This is a genomic window from Shewanella electrica (assembly GCF_022321485.1).
GTDB classification, from domain to species: Bacteria; Pseudomonadota; Gammaproteobacteria; order Enterobacterales; family Shewanellaceae; genus Shewanella; species Shewanella electrica.
Genome location: NZ_JAKOGG010000017.1, coordinates 62,905 through 82,311 on the forward strand (window position 1 = coordinate 62,905; position 19,407 = coordinate 82,311).

Sequence of the window (19,407 nt, forward strand, 5' to 3'; positions counted from 1 at the left end):
CATGCAACTGAATTCCACTGAAATCAGCGATCTGATTAAGCAGCGGATCGAGCAGTTCGAAGTCGTCAGTGAAGCCCGTAACGAAGGTACTATCGTTTCGGTAAGCGACGGCATCATCCGCATTCACGGCCTCGCCGATGTAATGCAGGGTGAAATGATCGAGCTGCCAGGCAACCGTTTTGCAATCGCGTTGAACTTAGAACGTGATTCTGTCGGTGCCGTAGTAATGGGTCCTTACGCCGATTTGGCGGAAGGCGCAAAAGTAAAAACTACTGGTCGTATTCTGGAAGTTCCAGTTGGCCGTGGTTTGTTAGGTCGTGTTGTAAACACTCTGGGTGAGCCTATCGATGGTAAAGGCCCAGTAGATAACGATGGTTTTGGTCCTGTTGAAGTGATCGCGCCAGGCGTTATTGACCGTAAATCAGTTTCTCAACCAGTACAAACCGGTTATAAAGCCGTTGATGCCATGATCCCAATCGGTCGTGGTCAACGTGAGCTGATCATCGGTGACCGTCAAACTGGTAAAACTGCGATGGCTATCGACGCCATCATCAACCAGAAAGATTCAGGTATTAAATGTATCTATGTAGCAATTGGTCAGAAAGCTTCTACCATCGCTAACGTGGTACGCAAGCTGGAAGAACACGGCGCGTTGGCTAACACCATCGTGGTTGTTGCTTCAGCTTCTGAAGCCGCTGCGCTGCAATACCTGGCACCATATTCTGGTTGTACCATGGGTGAATACTTCCGTGACCGCGGTGAAGACGCGCTGATCATTTACGATGACCTGTCAAAACAGGCTGTTGCATATCGTCAGATTTCACTGTTGCTGCGTCGTCCACCAGGCCGTGAAGCATATCCTGGTGACGTATTCTATTTGCACTCTCGTTTGCTGGAACGTGCTTCCCGCGTAAACGAAGATTACGTAGAAAAATTCACTAACGGTGCAGTAAAAGGTCAAACCGGTTCTTTAACCGCATTGCCTATTATTGAAACCCAGGCGGGTGACGTATCTGCGTTCGTACCAACCAACGTAATTTCGATTACCGATGGTCAGATCTTCTTGGAAACTGACCTGTTTAACTCTGGCTTACGTCCAGCGGTTAACCCTGGTATTTCGGTATCTCGTGTGGGTGGTGCTGCTCAGACTAAGATCATCAAGAAACTGTCCGGTGGTATCCGTACCGCTCTGGCTCAGTACCGAGAGCTGGCTGCCTTCTCTCAGTTCGCATCTGACTTAGATGACGCGACTCGTGCGCAATTGCAACACGGTGAACGCGTAACTGAACTGATGAAGCAGAAGCAATATGCACCGATGAGTGTTGCTGACCAAGCTGTGTCTATTTTCGCAGCTGAGAAAGGCTACCTGAAATCAGTTGAACTGAAAAAAGTCGGTGATTTTGAAGCTGCCCTGCTCTCCTACATGAACAGCGAGCACGCTGAGCTGATGAAGAACATCAACGTTACTGGCGATTATAACGCCGATATCGAAGGTGAACTGAAGGCTGGTCTCGACAAGTTCGTGGCAACCCAAACCTGGTAATTATACGCGAGGTGTCTAGTACACCTCTGGTCCAGATTGGAGAGTAAAGATGGCCGGCGCAAAAGAGATTAAGACAAAGATCTCCAGTGTGAAAAACACACAGAAGATCACTTCTGCGATGGAAATGGTAGCCGCGAGTAAAATGCGTAAAGCGCAGGATCGCATGGCTTCAAGTCGTCCATATGCGGAAAGTATGCGTAAGGTGATCGGTCACGTTGCGCAAGGCTCTCTGGAATACAAACACCCCTATTTAGAGGTGAGAGAAGCCAAGCGGGTTGGTTACATTGTTGTGGCAACCGACCGTGGCCTTTGTGGTGGTTTGAACGTCAACCTGTTTAAAAGGGTTGTCGCAGACGTGAAAAGCTGGAAAGAGAAAGGCGTTGACGTGGAATTTTGTCCAATCGGCGCTCGTAGTGTGCAGTTTTTCAAAAGCTTCGGCGGCAAAGTACCCGCTCATGCTTCTGGTTTAGGTGATGCACCTAAATTGGCAGATTTGATCGGTACTGTGCGCGTTATGCTGCAAGCTTACAACGAAGGCAAACTGGATCGTCTGTATGTGGTGTTCAACAAATTTGTGAACACTATGACGCAGACTCCTGTGATCGAACAGCTGCTGCCTTTGCCTAAATCCGAGAAAGATGATGCTAAGCATCACTGGGATTATATCTACGAACCAGATCCAAAAGCATTGTTGGATAAATTGCTGGTGCGTTATGTGGAATCTCAGGTGTATCAGGGTGTTGTTGAAAATCTGGCGTCTGAACAAGCTGCCCGTATGGTAGCGATGAAGGCGGCAACAGATAACGCAGGCTCCCTGATCGATGATCTGCAACTGGTATACAACAAAGCCCGTCAGGCTGCAATTACGCAAGAACTGTCGGAAATCGTATCAGGTGCAGCTGCGGTTTAGGCTGGGTAACGAAGACAAGTTTTAGAGGATTAATCATGAGCACAGGTACTGTTGTCCAAGTAATTGGCGCGGTTGTGGACGTAGAGTTTCCACAAGATGCTGTACCTCAGGTATATGACGCTCTGAAAATCGTTGGTGAAGGTGCCTGTAAAGGCCTGGTGCTGGAAGTGCAGCAGCAGCTTGGTGGTGGTGTAGTTCGTACCATCGCTATGGGTACTTCTGACGGTTTGCGTCGTGGTATTGAGGTTGAAAACACAGGTTCTCCTATTTCTGTTCCTGTTGGTACTGCCACTTTGGGCCGTATCATGAACGTTCTAGGTGAGCCAGTGGATGAAGCGGGTCCTATCGGTGAAGACGAAAAATACGTTATCCACCGTGCAGCTCCTTCATATGAAGAGCAATCAAATACTACTGAACTACTGGAAACTGGTATCAAGGTAATCGACTTGGTATGTCCATTCGCTAAGGGTGGTAAAGTTGGTCTGTTCGGTGGTGCGGGTGTTGGTAAGACAGTTAACATGATGGAACTGATTAACAACATCGCTAAAGCTCACTCAGGTTTGTCTGTATTTGCTGGTGTAGGTGAACGTACCCGTGAAGGTAACGACTTCTACTACGAAATGCAGGATTCAGGCGTACTGGACAAAGTAGCAATGGTTTACGGCCAGATGAACGAACCACCAGGCAACCGTCTGCGTGTGGCGTTGACCGGTCTGACCATGGCGGAAAAATTCCGTGACGAAGGTCGTGACGTACTGTTGTTCGTTGACAACATCTACCGTTACACCTTGGCTGGTACTGAAGTATCAGCACTGCTGGGTCGTATGCCTTCAGCTGTGGGTTATCAGCCAACACTGGCTGAAGAGATGGGTGTTCTGCAAGAACGTATTACTTCTACCAAAGTGGGTTCTATCACTTCGGTACAAGCGGTATACGTACCTGCGGATGACTTGACTGACCCTAGCCCTGCAACTACCTTCGCTCACTTGGATGCGACCGTAGTACTGTCACGTCAAATTGCTTCTCTGGGTATCTACCCAGCGGTTGACCCACTGGATTCGACTTCACGTCAGCTGGATCCACAAGTGGTTGGTCAAGAGCACTATGACACAGCAACAGGCGTACAGAACGTACTGCAGCGTTACAAAGAGCTGAAAGACATCATCGCGATTTTGGGTATGGACGAACTGTCAGATGACGACAAGATGACAGTTTCACGTGCGCGTAAAATTGAGCGTTTCCTGTCTCAGCCATTCCACGTAGCAGAAGTATTTACTGGTTCTCCTGGTAAGTATGTTTCTTTGAAAGACACCATCCGTGGCTTCAAAGGCATCCTGAACGGTGAATATGATGATCTGCCAGAGCAAGTGTTCTATATGGTTGGTTCAATCGACGAAGCCGTTGAGAAAGCCAACAAGAAGAAGTAATCGAGCCCAGCTCGGTTAACATAGGAGAACAGCATGGCAGCCATGACAGTACAACTTGATATCGTCAGTGCAGAAAGCCGCATCTACTCTGGCCTAGTGGCTAGCTTGCAGGTGACTGGTGCTGAGGGTGAATTGGGCATTATGCCTGGTCACACTCCACTGCTGACCAATATCAAACCTGGCATGGCGCGCATCGTCAAACAGGACGGCAAAGAAGAAGTGTTTTACCTTTCAGGTGGTATCCTGGAAGTACAACCTACTTCTGTGTCTGTTCTGGCTGATGTTGTATTGCGTGCCGATGAGATTGACGAACAGTCCGCAGCGGAAGCTAAGCGTCGTGCAGAGGCCGAAATGGCCAACGCGGGTGCTGACTTCAACTATGCGGCAGCCGCAATGGAGCTGGCTAAAGCCGTCGCTCAGTTGCGTGTTGTTGATACCATCAAGAAGAACATTGCCAGATAATGTAACTCTGCTTAAAAAGGCGCCTCAGGGCGCCTTTTTTATTGCACAAATTTAGACAAACACTGACCGCCCGACTTGATTTGGTTAGAATGTGCCGGTCTTCAATCACTAAGGAGTGAATATGTCGCTCAATGTTGTCATTCTTGCTGCGGGTAAAGGGACTCGCATGCGTTCTGACTTGCCCAAAGTCCTCCACAAAGTTGCTCATAAAGCGATGGTGCAACATGTGATTGATACCGCTAAGGCGCTCAACGCCGACAACATTAATCTGATCTATGGCTATGGTGGCGATAAGCTGCAAGCCGCAGTCAACAACAGTGCTTTGCAATGGATTGAACAAGCGGAGCAACTCGGTACTGGGCATGCGGTGGCGCAAGCCGTACCCCATATCAGCGATGATGACAGCGTACTGATCCTGTATGGCGATGTGCCACTCATTCAAACTGCGACGCTGCAAGCACTGCTAGATGCGCGCGCGGCAGATGGTATGGCACTGCTGACCGTCAACCTTGATAACCCGACCGGTTATGGCCGCATTGTGCGCAATAATGACCAAGTGGTTGGTATCGTCGAGCAGAAAGATGCCAACGCTGAGCAATTAGCTATTAACGAAGTTAACAGCGGCATCATGGCGGTACCGGGTAAACAGCTTAAAACTTGGTTGGCGAAGCTGGATAACAACAATGCCCAAGGCGAGTTTTATCTGACCGATATTGTGGCGATGGCGCATGCTGAAGGCGTACCGATTGCCACGGCACATCCTACTAACGCGATTGAAACCGAAGGCGCGAATAACCGCGTACAACTGGCAACGTTGGAACGTGCTTATCAAGCGCGCCGCGCTGAAGAGCTGATGCTCAATGGTGCCAACCTGCGCGACCCTGCCCGCATCGATATTCGTGGTGATGTCAGCATCGGTATGGATGTGATGATCGACGTGAATGTGATTTTTGAGGGCACGGTGGTACTGGGTAATAACGTCACTATTGGTGCGGGTGCCATCCTCAAAGATTGTCAGATTGCCGATAATGCCGAAATCAAACCCTACAGCATTATTGAAGGTGCCAAGCTAGGCAATGCGGCTAGCGCCGGTCCATTCGCACGTTTGCGCCCCGGCGCCGAACTGAAAACCGATGCCCATGTGGGTAACTTCGTTGAGATGAAAAAAGCGGTATTAGGCGATGGCTCGAAAGCTGGCCACTTAACCTATTTGGGCGATGCCCAGATCGGCAGCGGGGTAAACATTGGCGCCGGTACCATCACTTGTAACTATGATGGTGCCAATAAACACCTGACCGTGATTGAAGATGGCGTGTTTGTCGGCAGTGATACTCAGCTGGTGGCGCCGGTAACGGTGGGCAAGAATGCCACCTTGGGGGCTGGCTCAACCATCACCCGTGATGTCGGTGAGAATGAGTTGGTGATTACCCGTGTTAAGCAGCGTCACATTGCTGGTTGGCAGCGTCCGGTAAAGAAAAAATAGTCGCTGATTAAAACTGTAAGTTTCGTTTCGAAAGCACCGTTGGCGGTGCTTTTTGTTTTCTGGCTGAACAACGTGAAAAAATAGCCATTGATGACAATTTGTCCTTGTCTAAAACTTTCGAATGAATATAATTTGTTTCGAAACGAAATTTAGGTTGGATTCATGACCAAACGTAACACGCAGCAACGTCGCCGAACCATCGTCGAACGACTCAATCACACTGGTGAAGTCAGTGTTGAACAGTTGTCTGCTGAATTCAGTACCTCCGAAGTCACCATTCGCAAGGATCTGGCGGCGCTCGAAAAAGATGGCCTATTGTTACGTCGCTATGGTGGTGCCATCCCGCTGCCACAAGAGATCGCCGTCGCGCCCACCAGCGGTCCATCAGCCAACCAACAAGCCATTGCTAACAAAGCGGCTGAGCTTATTCGCGATCACAATCGCATCATTATCGATTGTGGCTCCACTACGCTGGGACTGATCCCCGAACTTAACCACAAACGTGGCTTAGTGGTGATGACCAACTCTTTGCAATTGGCTAACGCGATTCATGAGCTGGAACATGAGCCCACTTTATTGATGACCGGCGGCACTTGGGACCCACATTCGGAGTCGTTTCAGGGGCAGATGGCCGAACAAGTGCTGCGCTCTTACAATTTCGACCAACTGTTTATTGGTGCTGATGGTATCGATCTTGACCGCGGCACCACCACGTTTAACGAGCTGACTGGCCTTAGCAAAGTGATGGCGGAAGTCTCACAGCAGGTCATCGTCATGCTCGAAGCAGACAAAATTCAACGTCGTATTCCCAATCTTGAATTGTCATGGGAATCGATCGACATCTTAGTCACAGATAGCCGCTTACCCGCTACCGCCGCCGCTGCCATTGCTGCACAGGGCGTGCAACTGTTGCTGGTGGACTCGGTGAGCAACTAATTTATTCAGGGAACATATTATGTGTGGAATCGTCGGTGCCGTAGCACAACGTGATGTAATGGAAATTCTGCTTGAGGGCTTAAAGCGCCTTGAGTACCGCGGTTATGACTCTGCTGGTGTGGCAGTGCTGAACGAAGGCACGCTGCAACGCACTCGCCGTGTGGGTAAAGTACAAGAGTTAGCGAATGCGCTAGCTGAACATCCCTTGCCGGGCGGCACTGGTATTGCGCACACGCGTTGGGCCACCCACGGTGAACCGAACGAGCGCAACGCCCACCCGCACCAATCCGCTGGCGATATCGCCGTGGTGCATAACGGCATTATTGAAAACCACGCTGAACTGCGCGAACAGCTGCAAGGTTTGGGCTATCAATTTGAATCGGACACCGATACAGAAGTGATTGCCCACTTAGTGCATCACGAGTTGAAATCACACGACTCATTGCTTGCGGCGGTACAAGCGACCGTGAAACAGTTGGAAGGTGCCTACGGTACGGTAGTGATCGACCGTCGCGATAGCGAACGTATGGTGGTCGCTCGTAGCGGTAGCCCGCTGGTGGTCGGGTTTGGTCTCGGTGAGAACTTTGTGGCTTCTGACATCATGGCGCTGCTGCCGGTCACTCGTAAGTTTGCTTATCTGGAAGAAGGCGATGTGGCTGAAATTACTCGCCGCAGCGTCAGCATCTATGATGCCGCAGGTAATGCTGTTACTCGCGAAGCGAAAGAAACCGAAGTATCACACGACGCAGGCGATAAAGGCGAATACCGTCATTATATGCTCAAAGAGATCCACGAACAGCCTTTAGCGCTGACGCGTACATTAGAACAGCGCATCAGCAGCGGCAAAGTGATTGCCGATGCCTTTGGTGATAATGCTGCGGCCTTACTGAAAGATATCCGCCACGTACAGATCATCGCTTGTGGTACGTCGTATCACGCCGCCATGACTGCGCGTTACTGGCTGGAACAATGGGCCGGCGTGTCGTGTAACGTAGAAATCGCCTCTGAGTTCCGTTATCGCAAATCATTCACTTTCCCTAACAGCTTGTTGGTCACCATTTCCCAATCGGGCGAAACCGCAGATACTTTGGCGGCTCTGCGCCTTGCCAAAGAGATGGGTTACAAAGCTTCGCTGACCATCTGTAACGTGCCTGGTTCATCGCTGGTGCGTGAATCCGACATGGCCTACATGATGAAAGCCGGCGCCGAGATTGGTGTAGCATCCACTAAAGCCTTTACCGTACAACTTGCCGGCTTGCTGATGTTGACTGCCGTCATCGGCCGTAACAACGGCATGAGCAGTGATGTAGAAGCGGCTATGGTACACAGCCTGCAATCTCTGCCAGCCAAAGTTGAGCAAACCTTGGCACTGGATGACGCGATTGCTGAGTTGGCGGAAGACTTTGCCGACAAGAGCCATGCGTTGTTCTTGGGCCGTGGTGAGCAATATCCGATTGCTATGGAAGGTGCGCTGAAGCTGAAAGAGATCTCTTACATCCATGCCGAAGCTTATGCCTCTGGCGAGTTAAAACATGGCCCGCTGGCGTTGATTGATGCCGATATGCCGGTCATCGTCGTTGCTCCCAACAATGAGTTGTTGGAAAAACTCAAATCTAACGTGGAAGAAGTCCGTGCCCGTGGCGGTCTGATGTACGTGTTTGCTGATGTTGATGCCAAATTCAGCTCCGATGACACCATGAAAGTGATCCCAGTGCCACACTGCGATGAATTTATTGCCCCGATCATCTATACCCTGCCATTGCAGTTGTTGTCTTACCACGTCGCCTTGATTAAAGGTACAGACGTGGACCAACCGCGTAACTTGGCAAAGTCGGTGACCGTTGAATAAGCATTAGAAATTACTGTAAGGAGGGCGGCTTATCTATGGTAAGTCGCCTTTTTTATTGGTGTGTCTCCGCTAAAAAGTGCCTGTCCTCGGCGCTAATTGAAGAATTTATCGTGCCATTGCGCCGATGGTTATCCTAAGTTCATTTCATTCCACTGGCGATTTTCCCCATTCACAACCCACTCTTCCGCAGTCAGCATTTTGCTGCTTTTACTCGTAGAACAGGCTAGCTAAGGTTTGCTCAACAGAGAAAGGAGCTATGCCATGAACATTAAATTATTCAATTGGCCAATAAAACTTAATCGCAAGTGGTTGGTTGTCATCATTGCCGTTGTGTCGGTTGCCGCCTTTGGTGCTTGGCAAACGCCTACGGCACACACTGAGACTATTGCCGTATCAACGCTCGAAGTTGCTGCGGTGGTTGAAGCCCCATTTCGTGAGCAAATCAGTATTCGCGGTACTTACGTGCCAGACCAAAGTGTCTATCTCGATGCCATTGAAGGTGGGCGGGTGGAGCAGCTTCTGGTTGAAGAGGGGCAATTGGTCACCAAAGGGCAACCATTATTGGTATTGAGCAATACCAGCCTGCAATTAGATGTTATCTCACGTGAGGCGCAGATATCTGAGCAGCTTAATAACCTGCAAGATACCCGTTTGGCAATTCAACAAAATGCTTTGAGCTTAAAGCAGGAACTTGCCAACTATGATTATCAAATCAAAAAGTTACAGCGTAAAAATAAACAGAACAAGGTGCTGCTAGGTAAGCATTTGATCTCTGAGGATGAGTACCAGCAAGTTGCGGATGAACTCAACTACCTGTTGGTGGCGCGCGAGCTAACGATTGAAAGCCAAAAAGTGGATAACGAACAACGAAAAATCCAACTTGTGCAGCTTGAAGATAGCGTGGAGCAACTCAATAAAAACCTCAAATTTGCTCGCAAGAACCTCGATAACCTAGTCGTTAAAGCGCCGATTGACGGTCAATTGTCTTCACTCAACGCCGAGCTAGGTGAATCAAAAGCGCAAGGTGAGCGTCTAGGACAAGTCGACAACTTAGCCGCGTTTAAAGTGGAGTCGAGCATCGATGAGTTTTATCTCAATAACGTGTATGTCGGCTTATCGGGGACGGCGTATATCAACAATAGCGCTGTGCAAGTCAGCGTCGACAAGATCTATTCCCAAGTCGAAAACGGCAAATTCAAAATTGAACTCAAATTTGAGCAACCGCTTACTGAAAAACTACGTCGTGGGCAAAACCTCACCGTGGCGTTAAACCTCTCCAATGAAGCTGAAGTGCTGCAGTTACCACTTGGTGGCTTTATTCAAGATTCCGGTGGGCAATGGGCCTTTGTTGTCAGCGCCGACGGCAAGACGGCACAGCGACGTGCTATCACACTCGGTCGTGAAAACGGAACGCAGGTCGAAGTGGTGAGTGGCTTGGCCGCGGGTGAAAGCGTCATCGTTTCACCTTACAAGGAGTTCAATAACGCTACGGTCATCAATTTCAATTTTGATAGTTAAGGATATCACTATGATTACGCTTGAAAATATTAGCAAAACATTCGCCAACGATGAGGTGAAAACCCAAGCGCTTACTGACGTTAGCTTAACCATCAATGAGGGCGAGTTTATTGCCATTATGGGCAGTTCTGGTAGCGGCAAGTCCACCTTGCTTAACCATATTGGTTTATTAGAAAACGCAGACGCTGGTCATTATTGGTTTGAAGGCAGCGATCTGTACCAGATGTCTCGTTCTGCTCGGCAAAAGTTTCGCGCGTCGCACTTGGGGTACATCTTTCAGAACTTCAATCTGATCGACGATTTAACGGTTTATCAAAATATCGAGTTACCGTTGCTGTATCAAAAAGTGGCAAAAAGTGAACGCCAACAGCGTGTTAACGAGGTACTTGAGCGTTTGGAGCTAACACAACGTCAATTACATCGCCCGCTACAGCTATCAGGTGGCCAACAGCAACGTGTTGCCATTGCCCGAGCACTTGTCACGCGACCACGGGTCATTCTCGCTGATGAACCCACCGGTAATTTAGATTCTCGTATCGGCGCTGAAGTGATGAGCTTATTGCAGGAACTTAATGCCGAAGGCGCCACGATTGTGATGGTCACCCATAGTCCGGAACATGCCGAATACTGCGGCCGCGTGGTGGAAATGGCAGACGGTACACTCATCAACAATAGTGCCAAATTGGCGACAGCGAACTGAGGAGTATTCTATGTTTTGGCATTATTTGCACAGTGCATTATTGGCGGTAAAAGCCCAAGGGAAATATACCATTATCAATATATTAGGCTTGGCTGTCGGCCTATGTGCCACGTTAATCCTGTTACTGATCATTGTCTCTGAAACCGGGTTTGATACTTACCATCCACAACATCAACGTTTGGCACGGCTGGAAATCGTGTTCGATTCGATGGATAACACACAAGTGGCCGCTATTGCTGGGCCGATGGGGCAGCTATTGGTGGAAAAGGGACTGGTCGCTGACGGTACTCGCCTGACGCGTCGAACACTGAATCTGCGTGTGGGTAAACGGCAGTATTTAGAACCCAATGTGGTCTTTGCTGATACCAACCTTGCCGATATGTTGCACTTTGACACGCTAGCTGGAGACATCCACCAAGCATTGACGCGCCCAGAAGGATTGGTCATCACGCAAAGTACCGCTAAACGTTGGTTTGGTGCACAACAGCCGCTCAATCAGCGGGTAATGATGCCAACGGGTGAACCGATGCAAGTATTGGCGGTGATTGCTGATCTGCCGCGTAATACCCATTTGCAGTTAGATATGATTGCCGGCATGGCCTCATTGGAGGCGATAGAAGGCCGAGGCGGGCTAGAAAGTTGGATGCGTAATGATTTTTACACCTATGTGCGACTTGCCGACCATGTTCAGCGTCAGCAATTGGAGCAGCGTATAACCGACTTGTTGAGCCAACCCATACAACAAATTGTGCCTGACTTTACACTCCATTTTGTATTGCAACCGATCAGTGATATTCACCTACATGGCCACGCAATGAATGAATTTAAGGTCAATGGTGATGCGCGTCAGATGTCGATATTCGCCAGCTTAATCGCGGTTATTCTGTTTATTGCCATCTTCAACTATATCAACTTTGCTACAGCAACCGCTGGGCGTCGTGCCAAAGAGATTGGTGTGCGGCAGGTGGTTGGCGCCACTCGGTCAATGATGGTGAATCAGTTTATGTGTGAGTCGCTACTATTGGTTTTTATCGCCTTTACCGTAGCGCTTATCGGCATGTTACTGCTATTACCTTGGGTTAACACCGCCTTTGATCAATCACTGCAGTTCTCCATGCTGTGGGATCTGCGTTGGTTTATATGGATGTTCGGGCTGTTTATGCTGGTGGTGTTGGGGGCTGGTTTTTATCCCGCATTGGTACTCTCTGCTATTCCCACGCTTGCTGCGTTACGCGGCGCTGGCTTTAAGGGCAAAAGCGGTCATTGGTTTCGCCGAAGCGTATTATTTTGCCAACTGGCTTGCGCCATCGGTCTCGCCATTCTTGGTGGTCATATATATGCGCAGATACGATTGATTGAGCAAACGCCGTTGGGGTACGAGCAACAAGACAAGTTGGTTTTCAGCGACATTGATTCTAGAGAGCTATTTGCCACGCTACCTATGTTTTCGCAGCAGTTGCAGCGTTCAAGCAATATCAAACAGGTGGCAGCGGCGGAGTTTATTCCCTCGCAACAGCACGGCAATGTCGTATCTTTACGGTCGGCCACTCAGCATCAGTTGTCAGTAGAAAATGTGTTGATTGATACCGTATCGAGTGATTTTTTTGCCACTATGGGAATTAAGTTGCTGGCTGGTAGAGAGTTTTTGCCACAGGAGCATGAGCTATCTGCCAATGCCACCAGCAATGAATCTATCCCGGTGATTATCAACAAAACGGTGCTAGTGGCGCTGGGATATAGCACTGCCAAAGAAGCTATCGGGCAACAGTTAACTTTAGGCTGGGACCCGAGTTTCGATACCGTCAATCTTGGTCGTATTGTTGCAGTGGTGGATGATTACTATACAACATCGCTTAAAGCACCGCTGCGACCAATGGTATTTGTTACGGGCAACGTGCTACAAGCCAAATCACAACTGGTGGTTAGCTTTGATGCTGGGCACTATCTCGATACTTTGGCCCAGCTAAGAACACTTTGGGCTAGTCGGTTTTCCAGTAACTTTCCGCGTTACCAACTGTTGAGTTCGCGTGTATCTGCACTCTACCGTCAAGATAGATTGGGCTCCAATATGGTGAACCTGTTTAATCTTCTGGCATTGTTGGTGGTGACATTTGGCGTACTGGGTTTATGTAGTTTTAGCGCTCAGCGACGTTTAAAAGAGTTCGCACTACGGCAACTCATGGGGGCTGGAGTATTGGATCTGTGCTGGATTTTGGGGCGGGAGTTTCTGGTACTGGTGCTGGTGGCTTGGAGTGCGATTATCTTACCGACGTGGTGGCTCACCGAACATTGGTTGGTACAGTTTATGGTGCATGTTGGAGCGCAATGGTGGCTGTATTTACTCGCCCCGTTTTTACTGATGGGGATGATTGCGCTAGTGGTTGTCGGTGTGGTTAAGCTACTTGGTCACGTCAATTTAGCGCGGGTGTTACGCACAGAGTAAATAAAGGGGCATTAGCCCCTTTTTGCATCTTAGGCATCTAACCATTTTCTAAACTCAGGCGTACGGTGCGAGCTGGTAATGCAGTCAAAATCTAAGCCTTTCAGCTTGAGTTTTAGTTTATCTTTACTGTGGTTAATGATGAACTCAATGAAATCTATGTTTATGATTTCATTTCTGTTTATGCGAAAGAATGTTTTTGGAGATAACTGTTGTTCTAATGCATTGAGGGTGAAGTCATGCATTGGAAAATACTTGCCCGCCCCGTTGTATGCAAATAAGCCGGTGTGATCTAAACGAAACAGTGCCAACTCTTTGGCGTCAACTAGCTCCATCGCATCATGCCGTTTGATCGTAAAGCGCTGTTTATATTCACGGAAGCTAGGTGTTAACGCCTGTTGCAATTGGTTGACTAAGTCGGTCGATACCGTAGAAAACTGCTGACCTAAGCGATGAAATTTCGCTAAAGAGGCTTCAAGGCGCTGCTGGTCAAACGGCTTTAATAGATACTCAATACCATTGCTTGCAAATGCTTGCTGCAAATAATCATCGTACGCCGTGGTAAATATCACCGGGCAGTTCGGCGATGTTTGTTCAAATGCGCTAAATACCTTACCGTCCAACAGTTCAATATCAGAAAAGATGAGTGCTGGTGGGGAATTATGCTGTAGCCATTGTAGCGTGGCCGCTACTGAATCTAACTCTGCAATGATCTCAATATCTGCCTCGGCTTTGAGCAACATGGCTTTTAGCTTTTGTGTGGCGAGCTTTTCATCTTCAATAATGACGACTTTCATAGGCTTCCTGGGGCAATTAGCGGGAGCGAGACCGAGAAATAATCTTGTGACTCTTCAATAGAGACCGGTTTATTCACTAAGGTTTGGTAGCGTTGTATGAGGTTAGTTAATCCCGTCCCTGTTGAATTCACCTTTGGCTTCAGCGTTTTGGGATTGATTAAGGTTAACTGCTGTTGGGTGATAAATAGGTCTATTTGCAATGGAGCATCATGGCTGGCTTGATTATGTTTAATCGCGTTTTCCATCAAGGTTTGCAAGCTGCCTACCGCAATCAAGTCATGTTGATGTGCGGCAATATCGGTTTTGATGTTCAGCACATAGGCGCCATCAAAACGGATATTCATCAAATCGATGTAGTCTTGCATAAATGCGATTTCGTTATTGAGTGGCACAAAATGGCTCTCTTTGTGTTTCAACATATAGCGATAGAGGTTGGCAAGTTTAGTGACATAGTGTTCAGCCGCCTGCGGATTAAAGCTAATCAGCGAAGACAACACATTGAGATTGTTAAATAAAAAATGAGGTTCTAGCTGTTGTTGCAGTAGTTTCAATTGTGCCGCTGTTGACGCCTGTTCGGCGCGAACGCGATTAATTTCCGCCTGACTTGCTTGATTAAGGTAGTAGTACGCCAAGTAACCACCAGCCACGATAAGATGGATTTGTACAAAAAAGTACGCTTGGTTAGCAAGTAACCCCTGCCAAGGTACCTGCCAATGCTCATTGATTAACGCCCGTATCAATAGCCAGACTGCAGTACTCGCTACTGCGTTAATCATTCCAGAAATAAAAATAATCTCTATATACCTGATGATCTGAGTACTGGATTGATAACGTTGTAGCTTAGTAATGCTGCGGGTGGCGATAAAGCTGATAAAGCAGTACAGCAGCGATATGCCATGCACGACAGGACTGTAGAAGGCGGTTTCACCGTAAAGTTGGGCAATGGCTGTTATGGTGTATAACAGACTGCCGAGAATGCACACGTAAATACAAGAATATAAAGACATAGTTTTGATGATAACCGTGTTGTCACCAATTTATAACAAAATGGTTTGGCAGTGACTAGTCTGAAATTTATGCAGCTCCACTGTTGATTTCAGCGAAAATAGGCATGGGTGAGTTGCAGTTTGCGATCATTAAAAAAGGAAGGCTTAGCCTTCCTCTTCACTGTTAAGCGCGCAATCGTTATTTCAAAATATCAATAATTTCGCGGGTGTCTCGTACCAAGCGGATCAACTGGTTATCCACGTTGACGGTGATGATGCCGTCACGATCAATTGGCACTGTGATGCGGCCACGATCAAAAATGCGACGATCTAAGATATCGCCACGGCTGTAGTTTTTTGCCCATCCCGGCGGTAGCGGTTCACCATTGGCGAGTTTCTTTTGTAAACCCGGCGGCAGCGGTTTTTCTTGCTTATGTTTGCCTTGTTTGTGTTCGTGGTGATCATCTTGCTTGGCTACAACACTTGTAGATAGCGCGGCGCCAGCTAAACCTAGAGTGACTGCTGTTGCCAACGCTGTTAGCTTACTTGCTCGCTTTTTCATAACTCTTCCTTAGTGCAGCATTGCTGTGGTGGTTATCAGTTAAGCATAGTTGCTTATTGCTCAATTGGCGTAAGACTATGGGATGACCGCTGTCGCCTAGCTGAATCGTTGATGAGCCAAGTCGCTGCCAATGCTATTCGTCATAAGGGAACAGGCCATTATCATCGATACCGATATTTTCGCCCCGCGGGGCGCATCGACATTTTGGCACGCTAGCGGCAAGTTCAATGTGGTAATAAGAAACGGGTTCTTGGTAGCGCTTAGTTTGTAAAATTTGCAGCACTTTAGCGCGAGGGTTTATCTGTTGATAAGTCTCGGTGAGTTGCAGTTCGGCCAGCGATTGCTGGTAGCCTTTTGGAAAAAACAGCTGTTCAAAGCGAGTAATTTGGCTGGGGTCTTTGGCTATTTTCAATAAACCTTCAACGATATAGTTCGCACTTTCCACCGTATCGCCAGTGCGTCACGCCACATTGATCTCCCACTTGGCTTGGATAGCGTGTTTACTACACTGTCGCAGTAAATCGTCTTTCATCTTGGCAAAATCAAACACTTCACCCTCGGGAATACAGAGCACTTCGTCTTCAACGAGGACATTTTCATCCACATTTAACGCCATCTCGGCGACGACATTACAGGAGTTACCGAAGGGGGCTTGGTGTTGTGAGTCAGGCACCACATCGACGCGCAAGCCTAAGGCACGATAATCTTCAACAACGTTTTGGCGCGTGGTAATAAGCTGTTTGATTTCAACCATGTGATTCATTCTTTATCCATAAAAATGGCGCCATTGTGGCTGAATCACAGCGTTAGTTCAAATTTAACCGCGTTCACAATATTGGTTAACTCATTATTTTTATTGAGTAAATAAACGTTCCTGTGGGTTGTGTATTACTGCTGGTTAGTTAAACTGCCCCACTTCATTTTATTGGTTTCTAGCGGTGCATGAGGCACCCCAAAAGAGCACCTCGGCAAGGTTAACGACAGTAAGGAATACGATGTCTCAATTTGAAAAACGCATAGCGATTGCGCTGAATCCCACTGATGCCATCAGCATAAAAGCGGCATTAGTTGAATATCACCAACGTCTACAAGATGGCAGTGCTTTCCGTTTTATAGGCAAATTACTGTTTAATATCGAATTTGTGCACAGTGATGATCGCCCGCTAACGCTGGCGGATGCTGGTGCTAATCAAGCACTGGTTGAGCGTGCGATTAATACCTGTCGCCCCGATGAACCTGAGGCCTACCAAAGTGAACCGATCTTATTTGCCGCCGCGTTGAACTTTGCCGAGTTAATGCCTGAGCTGTTGCAAGTGGCAGAAGCTATGGTGAACTTTGCCCGTCAGCGCAATGATGATGGTGATTTGCGACTGGATGATGACAACTACTTCGGCCTTGAAGCTTTGTTTATGCTGGCGTTGACCGATGTGAATCATTGCCACTATCTGGCCAGCTTTTTAACGCCGTATTGGAACACTGAAAGCTTCAGTTGGGCGCCTGAAACCCTATCACACTTGGTGAATGAATTTGGCTGGCAACGACCGCTGATTAAAGCCTATCTCTATTGTGATAGTGCCCATATGCGGCGCTTCTTCTATCAAGGGCGTGATGGTGATGAGACCGCAGCAGATTTGCTCAGTCATTTGCTGCAACACCAAGAAGATTACCAATGGTTTAAAGCGCAATTGCTTGAGCGACTGCTAGCGCGCCCTGTGCTGGCGTATCCGATGGAATCGTTGACCAAAGCAGAGGTGATACTAGGCTTCTTCTACAGTCTTGGTGAGTGGCCCGTTGCCGATGCTGAACTGGCTTACTACAAGGAAGATGATGAATGGCAAGATGCAGTACAAGCGCTACTGATATTTGGTCAAACCGTCGAAGCCGAAGCCTTAGCTATTCGCGACCGCATTACTGAGTTGCAACCCGGTGAACCCGTAGAAGTGGTGGCGCAAGCATGGCGTCATCTTGAGAGCCGTTATGCTGCTTGGCCGCGGGATGAATCCCCAGAGGACGATTGGGATGATGATGCTGATGATGAGACTGACTTTACCGCAGCAGAAAGCCAAGCTCTAAATGATTTAAGGTCTGCTATTCGCCCAAATTGGGACCGACTTACACGTAAAACTAACTTGGATGAGATTGCCGCCAACTTACCCTCTCCTGTCTCACGTTGGCTGTATGAAGATTGGCATTATCCATTGTCGAGCTTTGTGAGTTATCGCCTCAAACACCACACTTTGGATGAGGACGACACCGAAGCGCTGCTGGATTGGCTGAACGAATATTTTATTGATGAGTCGCTGGAGTACATCAAAGACGATTATGTCGATGACGACCATGAGCAATGTGAGCGGCTATTTGCTTGGTTAGCGTTAGTTAGCAGGGAAGAAGACTTCGACGAGATGGTGTCCATTGCCCGTGATGTTTTCTATCAAGACGGTGGCACTCGCGGCAGCCAGATCAGCACCAAACAACCCGCTTATGCTCTGCTTTGGCGCCACGATGGCTATCAACGTGGTGTACTTAGCCTCTTTTGGTTGCTCGGCTGTGAGCAAATCCACCCAGAGTCAAACTTGGCGATTCTGGCCAGACGGCAATGGCAACTGTTGCTCGCATTAGCGCCGCAACGAGTGATCAGCCGCGTGTGCTATTACTACGGCAATTATGCGCACTATGCCGCCATTGACGATGAATCGGTTGAATATCAAGTATATGAACAGCTGGCGCAATTAGGTGTGCCAGAAGCGCACTTACAAGCGTTCCAACTGCTGGTGGATCAGCGCGTTGCTGGTTATCGTCCAGCACATCCACGCTTTTGGCAGCGCTATCTCGCCAATATTGAGCATTTTGCGACGGCTGATGAACATGCAACCGGCATGTTGGTACGGCAGCAATGGTTGCAACGGCAGGCATTGGAACAGGCGTTACCTTACTGCACCGAAACGGCCGTGTTGCAGTTTTATGCCGACACGCAATTAGCGTATCCAGAGAGTGAGTTGCCGATTCAAGCCTTGTTTGAACGAGCGCTATGGCGCTCATTACACGACAGTTTTGCTGACAGTACCGCGCAGCAACTTTATGACAAGTTACTTGCCTATCTACACAGCGGCGAAGGGCTGGAAGCGTTGACGCCCCAAGCACTTGAATTGCCAGAATTGCGTGGTTGGAAGCCGTATGTGGAAGATTATCGCATTGGCCCAGCGGACTTTGTTTGGCTGCTGCCAGCAGAGCAAGCGGTGCGCTTGGTACAGTTTTTCTGCCAACAAGGCGAGCGAGGCTTGCGCTTTTTGCTCGTGCCCCCAGCGGAAGCTGCCTTTATCCATCATTTAATTCGCAGCGGTGAGTTAACCATGGCGGAGCGGTGGCAGCACGCCGAGGTTGGCCATAACCGTATTAGCGATCCTGATGTGGGGTTGCCATTTTTAGCGGCCAAAGATAACTGGGCGCTTAACTGGCTGGATCAACGCGGCATCGACACCGCCTCATTGGTGTATTACGCGGTGACACAAGGGCGTGATTGTGAAGCCTTTGTTGGTAAGCTGGTGAGTGAACAACGCTTGCCTAAAATGGATAGCCACCTCAAGCGCAAAGATCGCGCTAAGCTACTGCAAATGCTGGCCACCGCGCAGCAGCAAGCTGAAAATAACAACGAGAGTGCTGCCGTACCTAACAGTGTCTTTAGCCGTTTTTTCAATGACAGCTCAATTGCTGTTAAATCATTAGCCAAAAAGTTATTTACTAAAGACTAATGCTGCGCAGTGCAGACAAAGAAAGCGGCCAACTGGCCGCTTTGT

General features: G+C 48.5%; 16 protein-coding genes. 11 read left to right on the forward strand and 5 right to left on the reverse strand.

Features of this window, described 5'->3' with window-relative positions:
- Nucleotide 1: 1 nt before the first annotated feature.
- The 10 genes from atpA to L9G74_RS17375 all read left to right on the forward strand — a co-directional run bounded on the left by atpA (nt 2) and on the right by L9G74_RS17375 (nt 13,271).
- Nucleotides 2-1,543, forward strand: a complete 1,542-nt coding sequence (atpA, locus tag L9G74_RS17330) for a F0F1 ATP synthase subunit alpha (RefSeq protein ID WP_238898026.1) — start codon at nt 2-4, stop codon at nt 1,541-1,543.
- A 49-nt stretch (nt 1,544-1,592) separates the two neighbouring features.
- Complete coding sequence (gene atpG, locus L9G74_RS17335) at nt 1,593-2,453, forward strand: F0F1 ATP synthase subunit gamma (RefSeq protein ID WP_238898027.1); 861 nt, start codon at nt 1,593-1,595, stop codon at nt 2,451-2,453.
- Nucleotides 2,454-2,488: 35 nt separating this feature from the next.
- Entirely contained in the window at nt 2,489-3,880 is a 1,392-nt protein-coding gene (gene atpD, locus L9G74_RS17340) for a F0F1 ATP synthase subunit beta (protein ID WP_238898028.1), read from the forward strand.
- 33 nt (nt 3,881-3,913) lie between these two features.
- Nucleotides 3,914-4,342 (forward strand): F0F1 ATP synthase subunit epsilon, encoded by a 429-nt coding sequence (locus tag L9G74_RS17345; RefSeq protein WP_238898029.1) that lies wholly within the window; start codon nt 3,914-3,916, stop codon nt 4,340-4,342.
- Nucleotides 4,343-4,463: 121 nt separating this feature from the next.
- Nucleotides 4,464-5,825, forward strand: coding sequence for a bifunctional UDP-N-acetylglucosamine diphosphorylase/glucosamine-1-phosphate N-acetyltransferase GlmU (gene glmU / locus L9G74_RS17350; RefSeq protein ID WP_238898030.1), 1,362 nt, complete (start codon nt 4,464-4,466; stop codon nt 5,823-5,825).
- Between the two features lie 162 nt (nt 5,826-5,987).
- Complete coding sequence (locus tag L9G74_RS17355; protein WP_238898031.1) at nt 5,988-6,761, forward strand: DeoR/GlpR family DNA-binding transcription regulator; 774 nt, start codon at nt 5,988-5,990, stop codon at nt 6,759-6,761.
- Between the two features lie 19 nt (nt 6,762-6,780).
- Nucleotides 6,781-8,610, forward strand: a complete 1,830-nt coding sequence (gene glmS, locus L9G74_RS17360; RefSeq protein ID WP_238898032.1) for a glutamine--fructose-6-phosphate transaminase (isomerizing) — start codon at nt 6,781-6,783, stop codon at nt 8,608-8,610.
- 261 nt (nt 8,611-8,871) lie between these two features.
- Nucleotides 8,872-10,128 (forward strand): efflux RND transporter periplasmic adaptor subunit, encoded by a 1,257-nt coding sequence (locus L9G74_RS17365; RefSeq protein ID WP_238898033.1) that lies wholly within the window; start codon nt 8,872-8,874, stop codon nt 10,126-10,128.
- 10 nt (nt 10,129-10,138) lie between these two features.
- On the forward strand, nt 10,139-10,828 hold the full coding sequence (locus tag L9G74_RS17370; protein WP_238898034.1) for an ABC transporter ATP-binding protein: 690 nt from the start codon (nt 10,139-10,141) through the stop codon (nt 10,826-10,828).
- 10 nt (nt 10,829-10,838) lie between these two features.
- Nucleotides 10,839-13,271, forward strand: coding sequence for an ABC transporter permease (locus tag L9G74_RS17375; protein WP_238898035.1), 2,433 nt, complete (start codon nt 10,839-10,841; stop codon nt 13,269-13,271).
- A 29-nt stretch (nt 13,272-13,300) separates the two neighbouring features.
- Here the strand turns inward: L9G74_RS17375 and L9G74_RS17380 are convergent, their stop codons facing one another.
- From L9G74_RS17380 to L9G74_RS17400, 5 genes are all read right to left on the reverse strand, one after another.
- On the reverse strand, nt 13,301-14,065 hold the full coding sequence (locus L9G74_RS17380; protein WP_238898036.1) for a LytR/AlgR family response regulator transcription factor: 765 nt from the start codon (nt 14,063-14,065) through the stop codon (nt 13,301-13,303).
- Nucleotides 14,062-15,072 (reverse strand): sensor histidine kinase, encoded by a 1,011-nt coding sequence (locus L9G74_RS17385; protein WP_238898037.1) that lies wholly within the window; start codon nt 15,070-15,072, stop codon nt 14,062-14,064. Before L9G74_RS17385 ends, L9G74_RS17380 begins: the two co-directional genes overlap by 4 nt.
- Nucleotides 15,073-15,250: 178 nt before the next feature.
- A complete protein-coding gene (locus tag L9G74_RS17390) occupies nt 15,251-15,613 on the reverse strand; it encodes a hypothetical protein (protein ID WP_238898038.1) in 363 nt (120 codons plus the stop codon).
- A gap of 133 nt (nt 15,614-15,746) precedes the next feature.
- On the reverse strand, nt 15,747-16,058 hold the full coding sequence (locus tag L9G74_RS17395) for a hypothetical protein (protein ID WP_238898039.1): 312 nt from the start codon (nt 16,056-16,058) through the stop codon (nt 15,747-15,749).
- Between the two features lie 15 nt (nt 16,059-16,073).
- Nucleotides 16,074-16,376, reverse strand: coding sequence for a hypothetical protein (locus L9G74_RS17400; protein WP_238898040.1), 303 nt, complete (start codon nt 16,374-16,376; stop codon nt 16,074-16,076).
- A 232-nt stretch (nt 16,377-16,608) separates the two neighbouring features.
- Between L9G74_RS17400 and L9G74_RS17405 the strand changes: the two genes are divergently transcribed.
- Entirely contained in the window at nt 16,609-19,362 is a 2,754-nt protein-coding gene (locus L9G74_RS17405; RefSeq protein WP_238898041.1) for a hypothetical protein, read from the forward strand.
- Nucleotides 19,363-19,407 lie beyond the last annotated feature (45 nt).

Bases quoted from the DNA above. Each gene is read 5' to 3' on its own strand.
- atpA (WP_238898026.1), top strand. From the start codon at position 2: ATGCAACTGAATTCCACTGAAATCAGCGATCTGATTAAGCAGCGGATC.
- atpG (WP_238898027.1), top strand. From the start codon at position 1,593: ATGGCCGGCGCAAAAGAGATTAAGACAAAGATCTCCAGTGTGAAAAAC.
- atpD (WP_238898028.1), top strand. From the start codon at position 2,489: ATGAGCACAGGTACTGTTGTCCAAGTAATTGGCGCGGTTGTGGACGTA.
- L9G74_RS17345 (WP_238898029.1), top strand. From the start codon at position 3,914: ATGGCAGCCATGACAGTACAACTTGATATCGTCAGTGCAGAAAGCCGC.
- glmU (WP_238898030.1), top strand. From the start codon at position 4,464: ATGTCGCTCAATGTTGTCATTCTTGCTGCGGGTAAAGGGACTCGCATG.
- L9G74_RS17355 (WP_238898031.1), top strand. From the start codon at position 5,988: ATGACCAAACGTAACACGCAGCAACGTCGCCGAACCATCGTCGAACGA.
- glmS (WP_238898032.1), top strand. From the start codon at position 6,781: ATGTGTGGAATCGTCGGTGCCGTAGCACAACGTGATGTAATGGAAATT.
- L9G74_RS17365 (WP_238898033.1), top strand. From the start codon at position 8,872: ATGAACATTAAATTATTCAATTGGCCAATAAAACTTAATCGCAAGTGG.
- L9G74_RS17370 (WP_238898034.1), top strand. From the start codon at position 10,139: ATGATTACGCTTGAAAATATTAGCAAAACATTCGCCAACGATGAGGTG.
- L9G74_RS17375 (WP_238898035.1), top strand. From the start codon at position 10,839: ATGTTTTGGCATTATTTGCACAGTGCATTATTGGCGGTAAAAGCCCAA.
- L9G74_RS17380 (WP_238898036.1), bottom strand. From the start codon at position 14,065: ATGAAAGTCGTCATTATTGAAGATGAAAAGCTCGCCACACAAAAGCTA.
- L9G74_RS17385 (WP_238898037.1), bottom strand. From the start codon at position 15,072: ATGTCTTTATATTCTTGTATTTACGTGTGCATTCTCGGCAGTCTGTTA.
- L9G74_RS17390 (WP_238898038.1), bottom strand. From the start codon at position 15,613: ATGAAAAAGCGAGCAAGTAAGCTAACAGCGTTGGCAACAGCAGTCACT.
- L9G74_RS17400 (WP_238898040.1), bottom strand. From the start codon at position 16,376: ATGAATCACATGGTTGAAATCAAACAGCTTATTACCACGCGCCAAAAC.
- L9G74_RS17405 (WP_238898041.1), top strand. From the start codon at position 16,609: ATGTCTCAATTTGAAAAACGCATAGCGATTGCGCTGAATCCCACTGAT.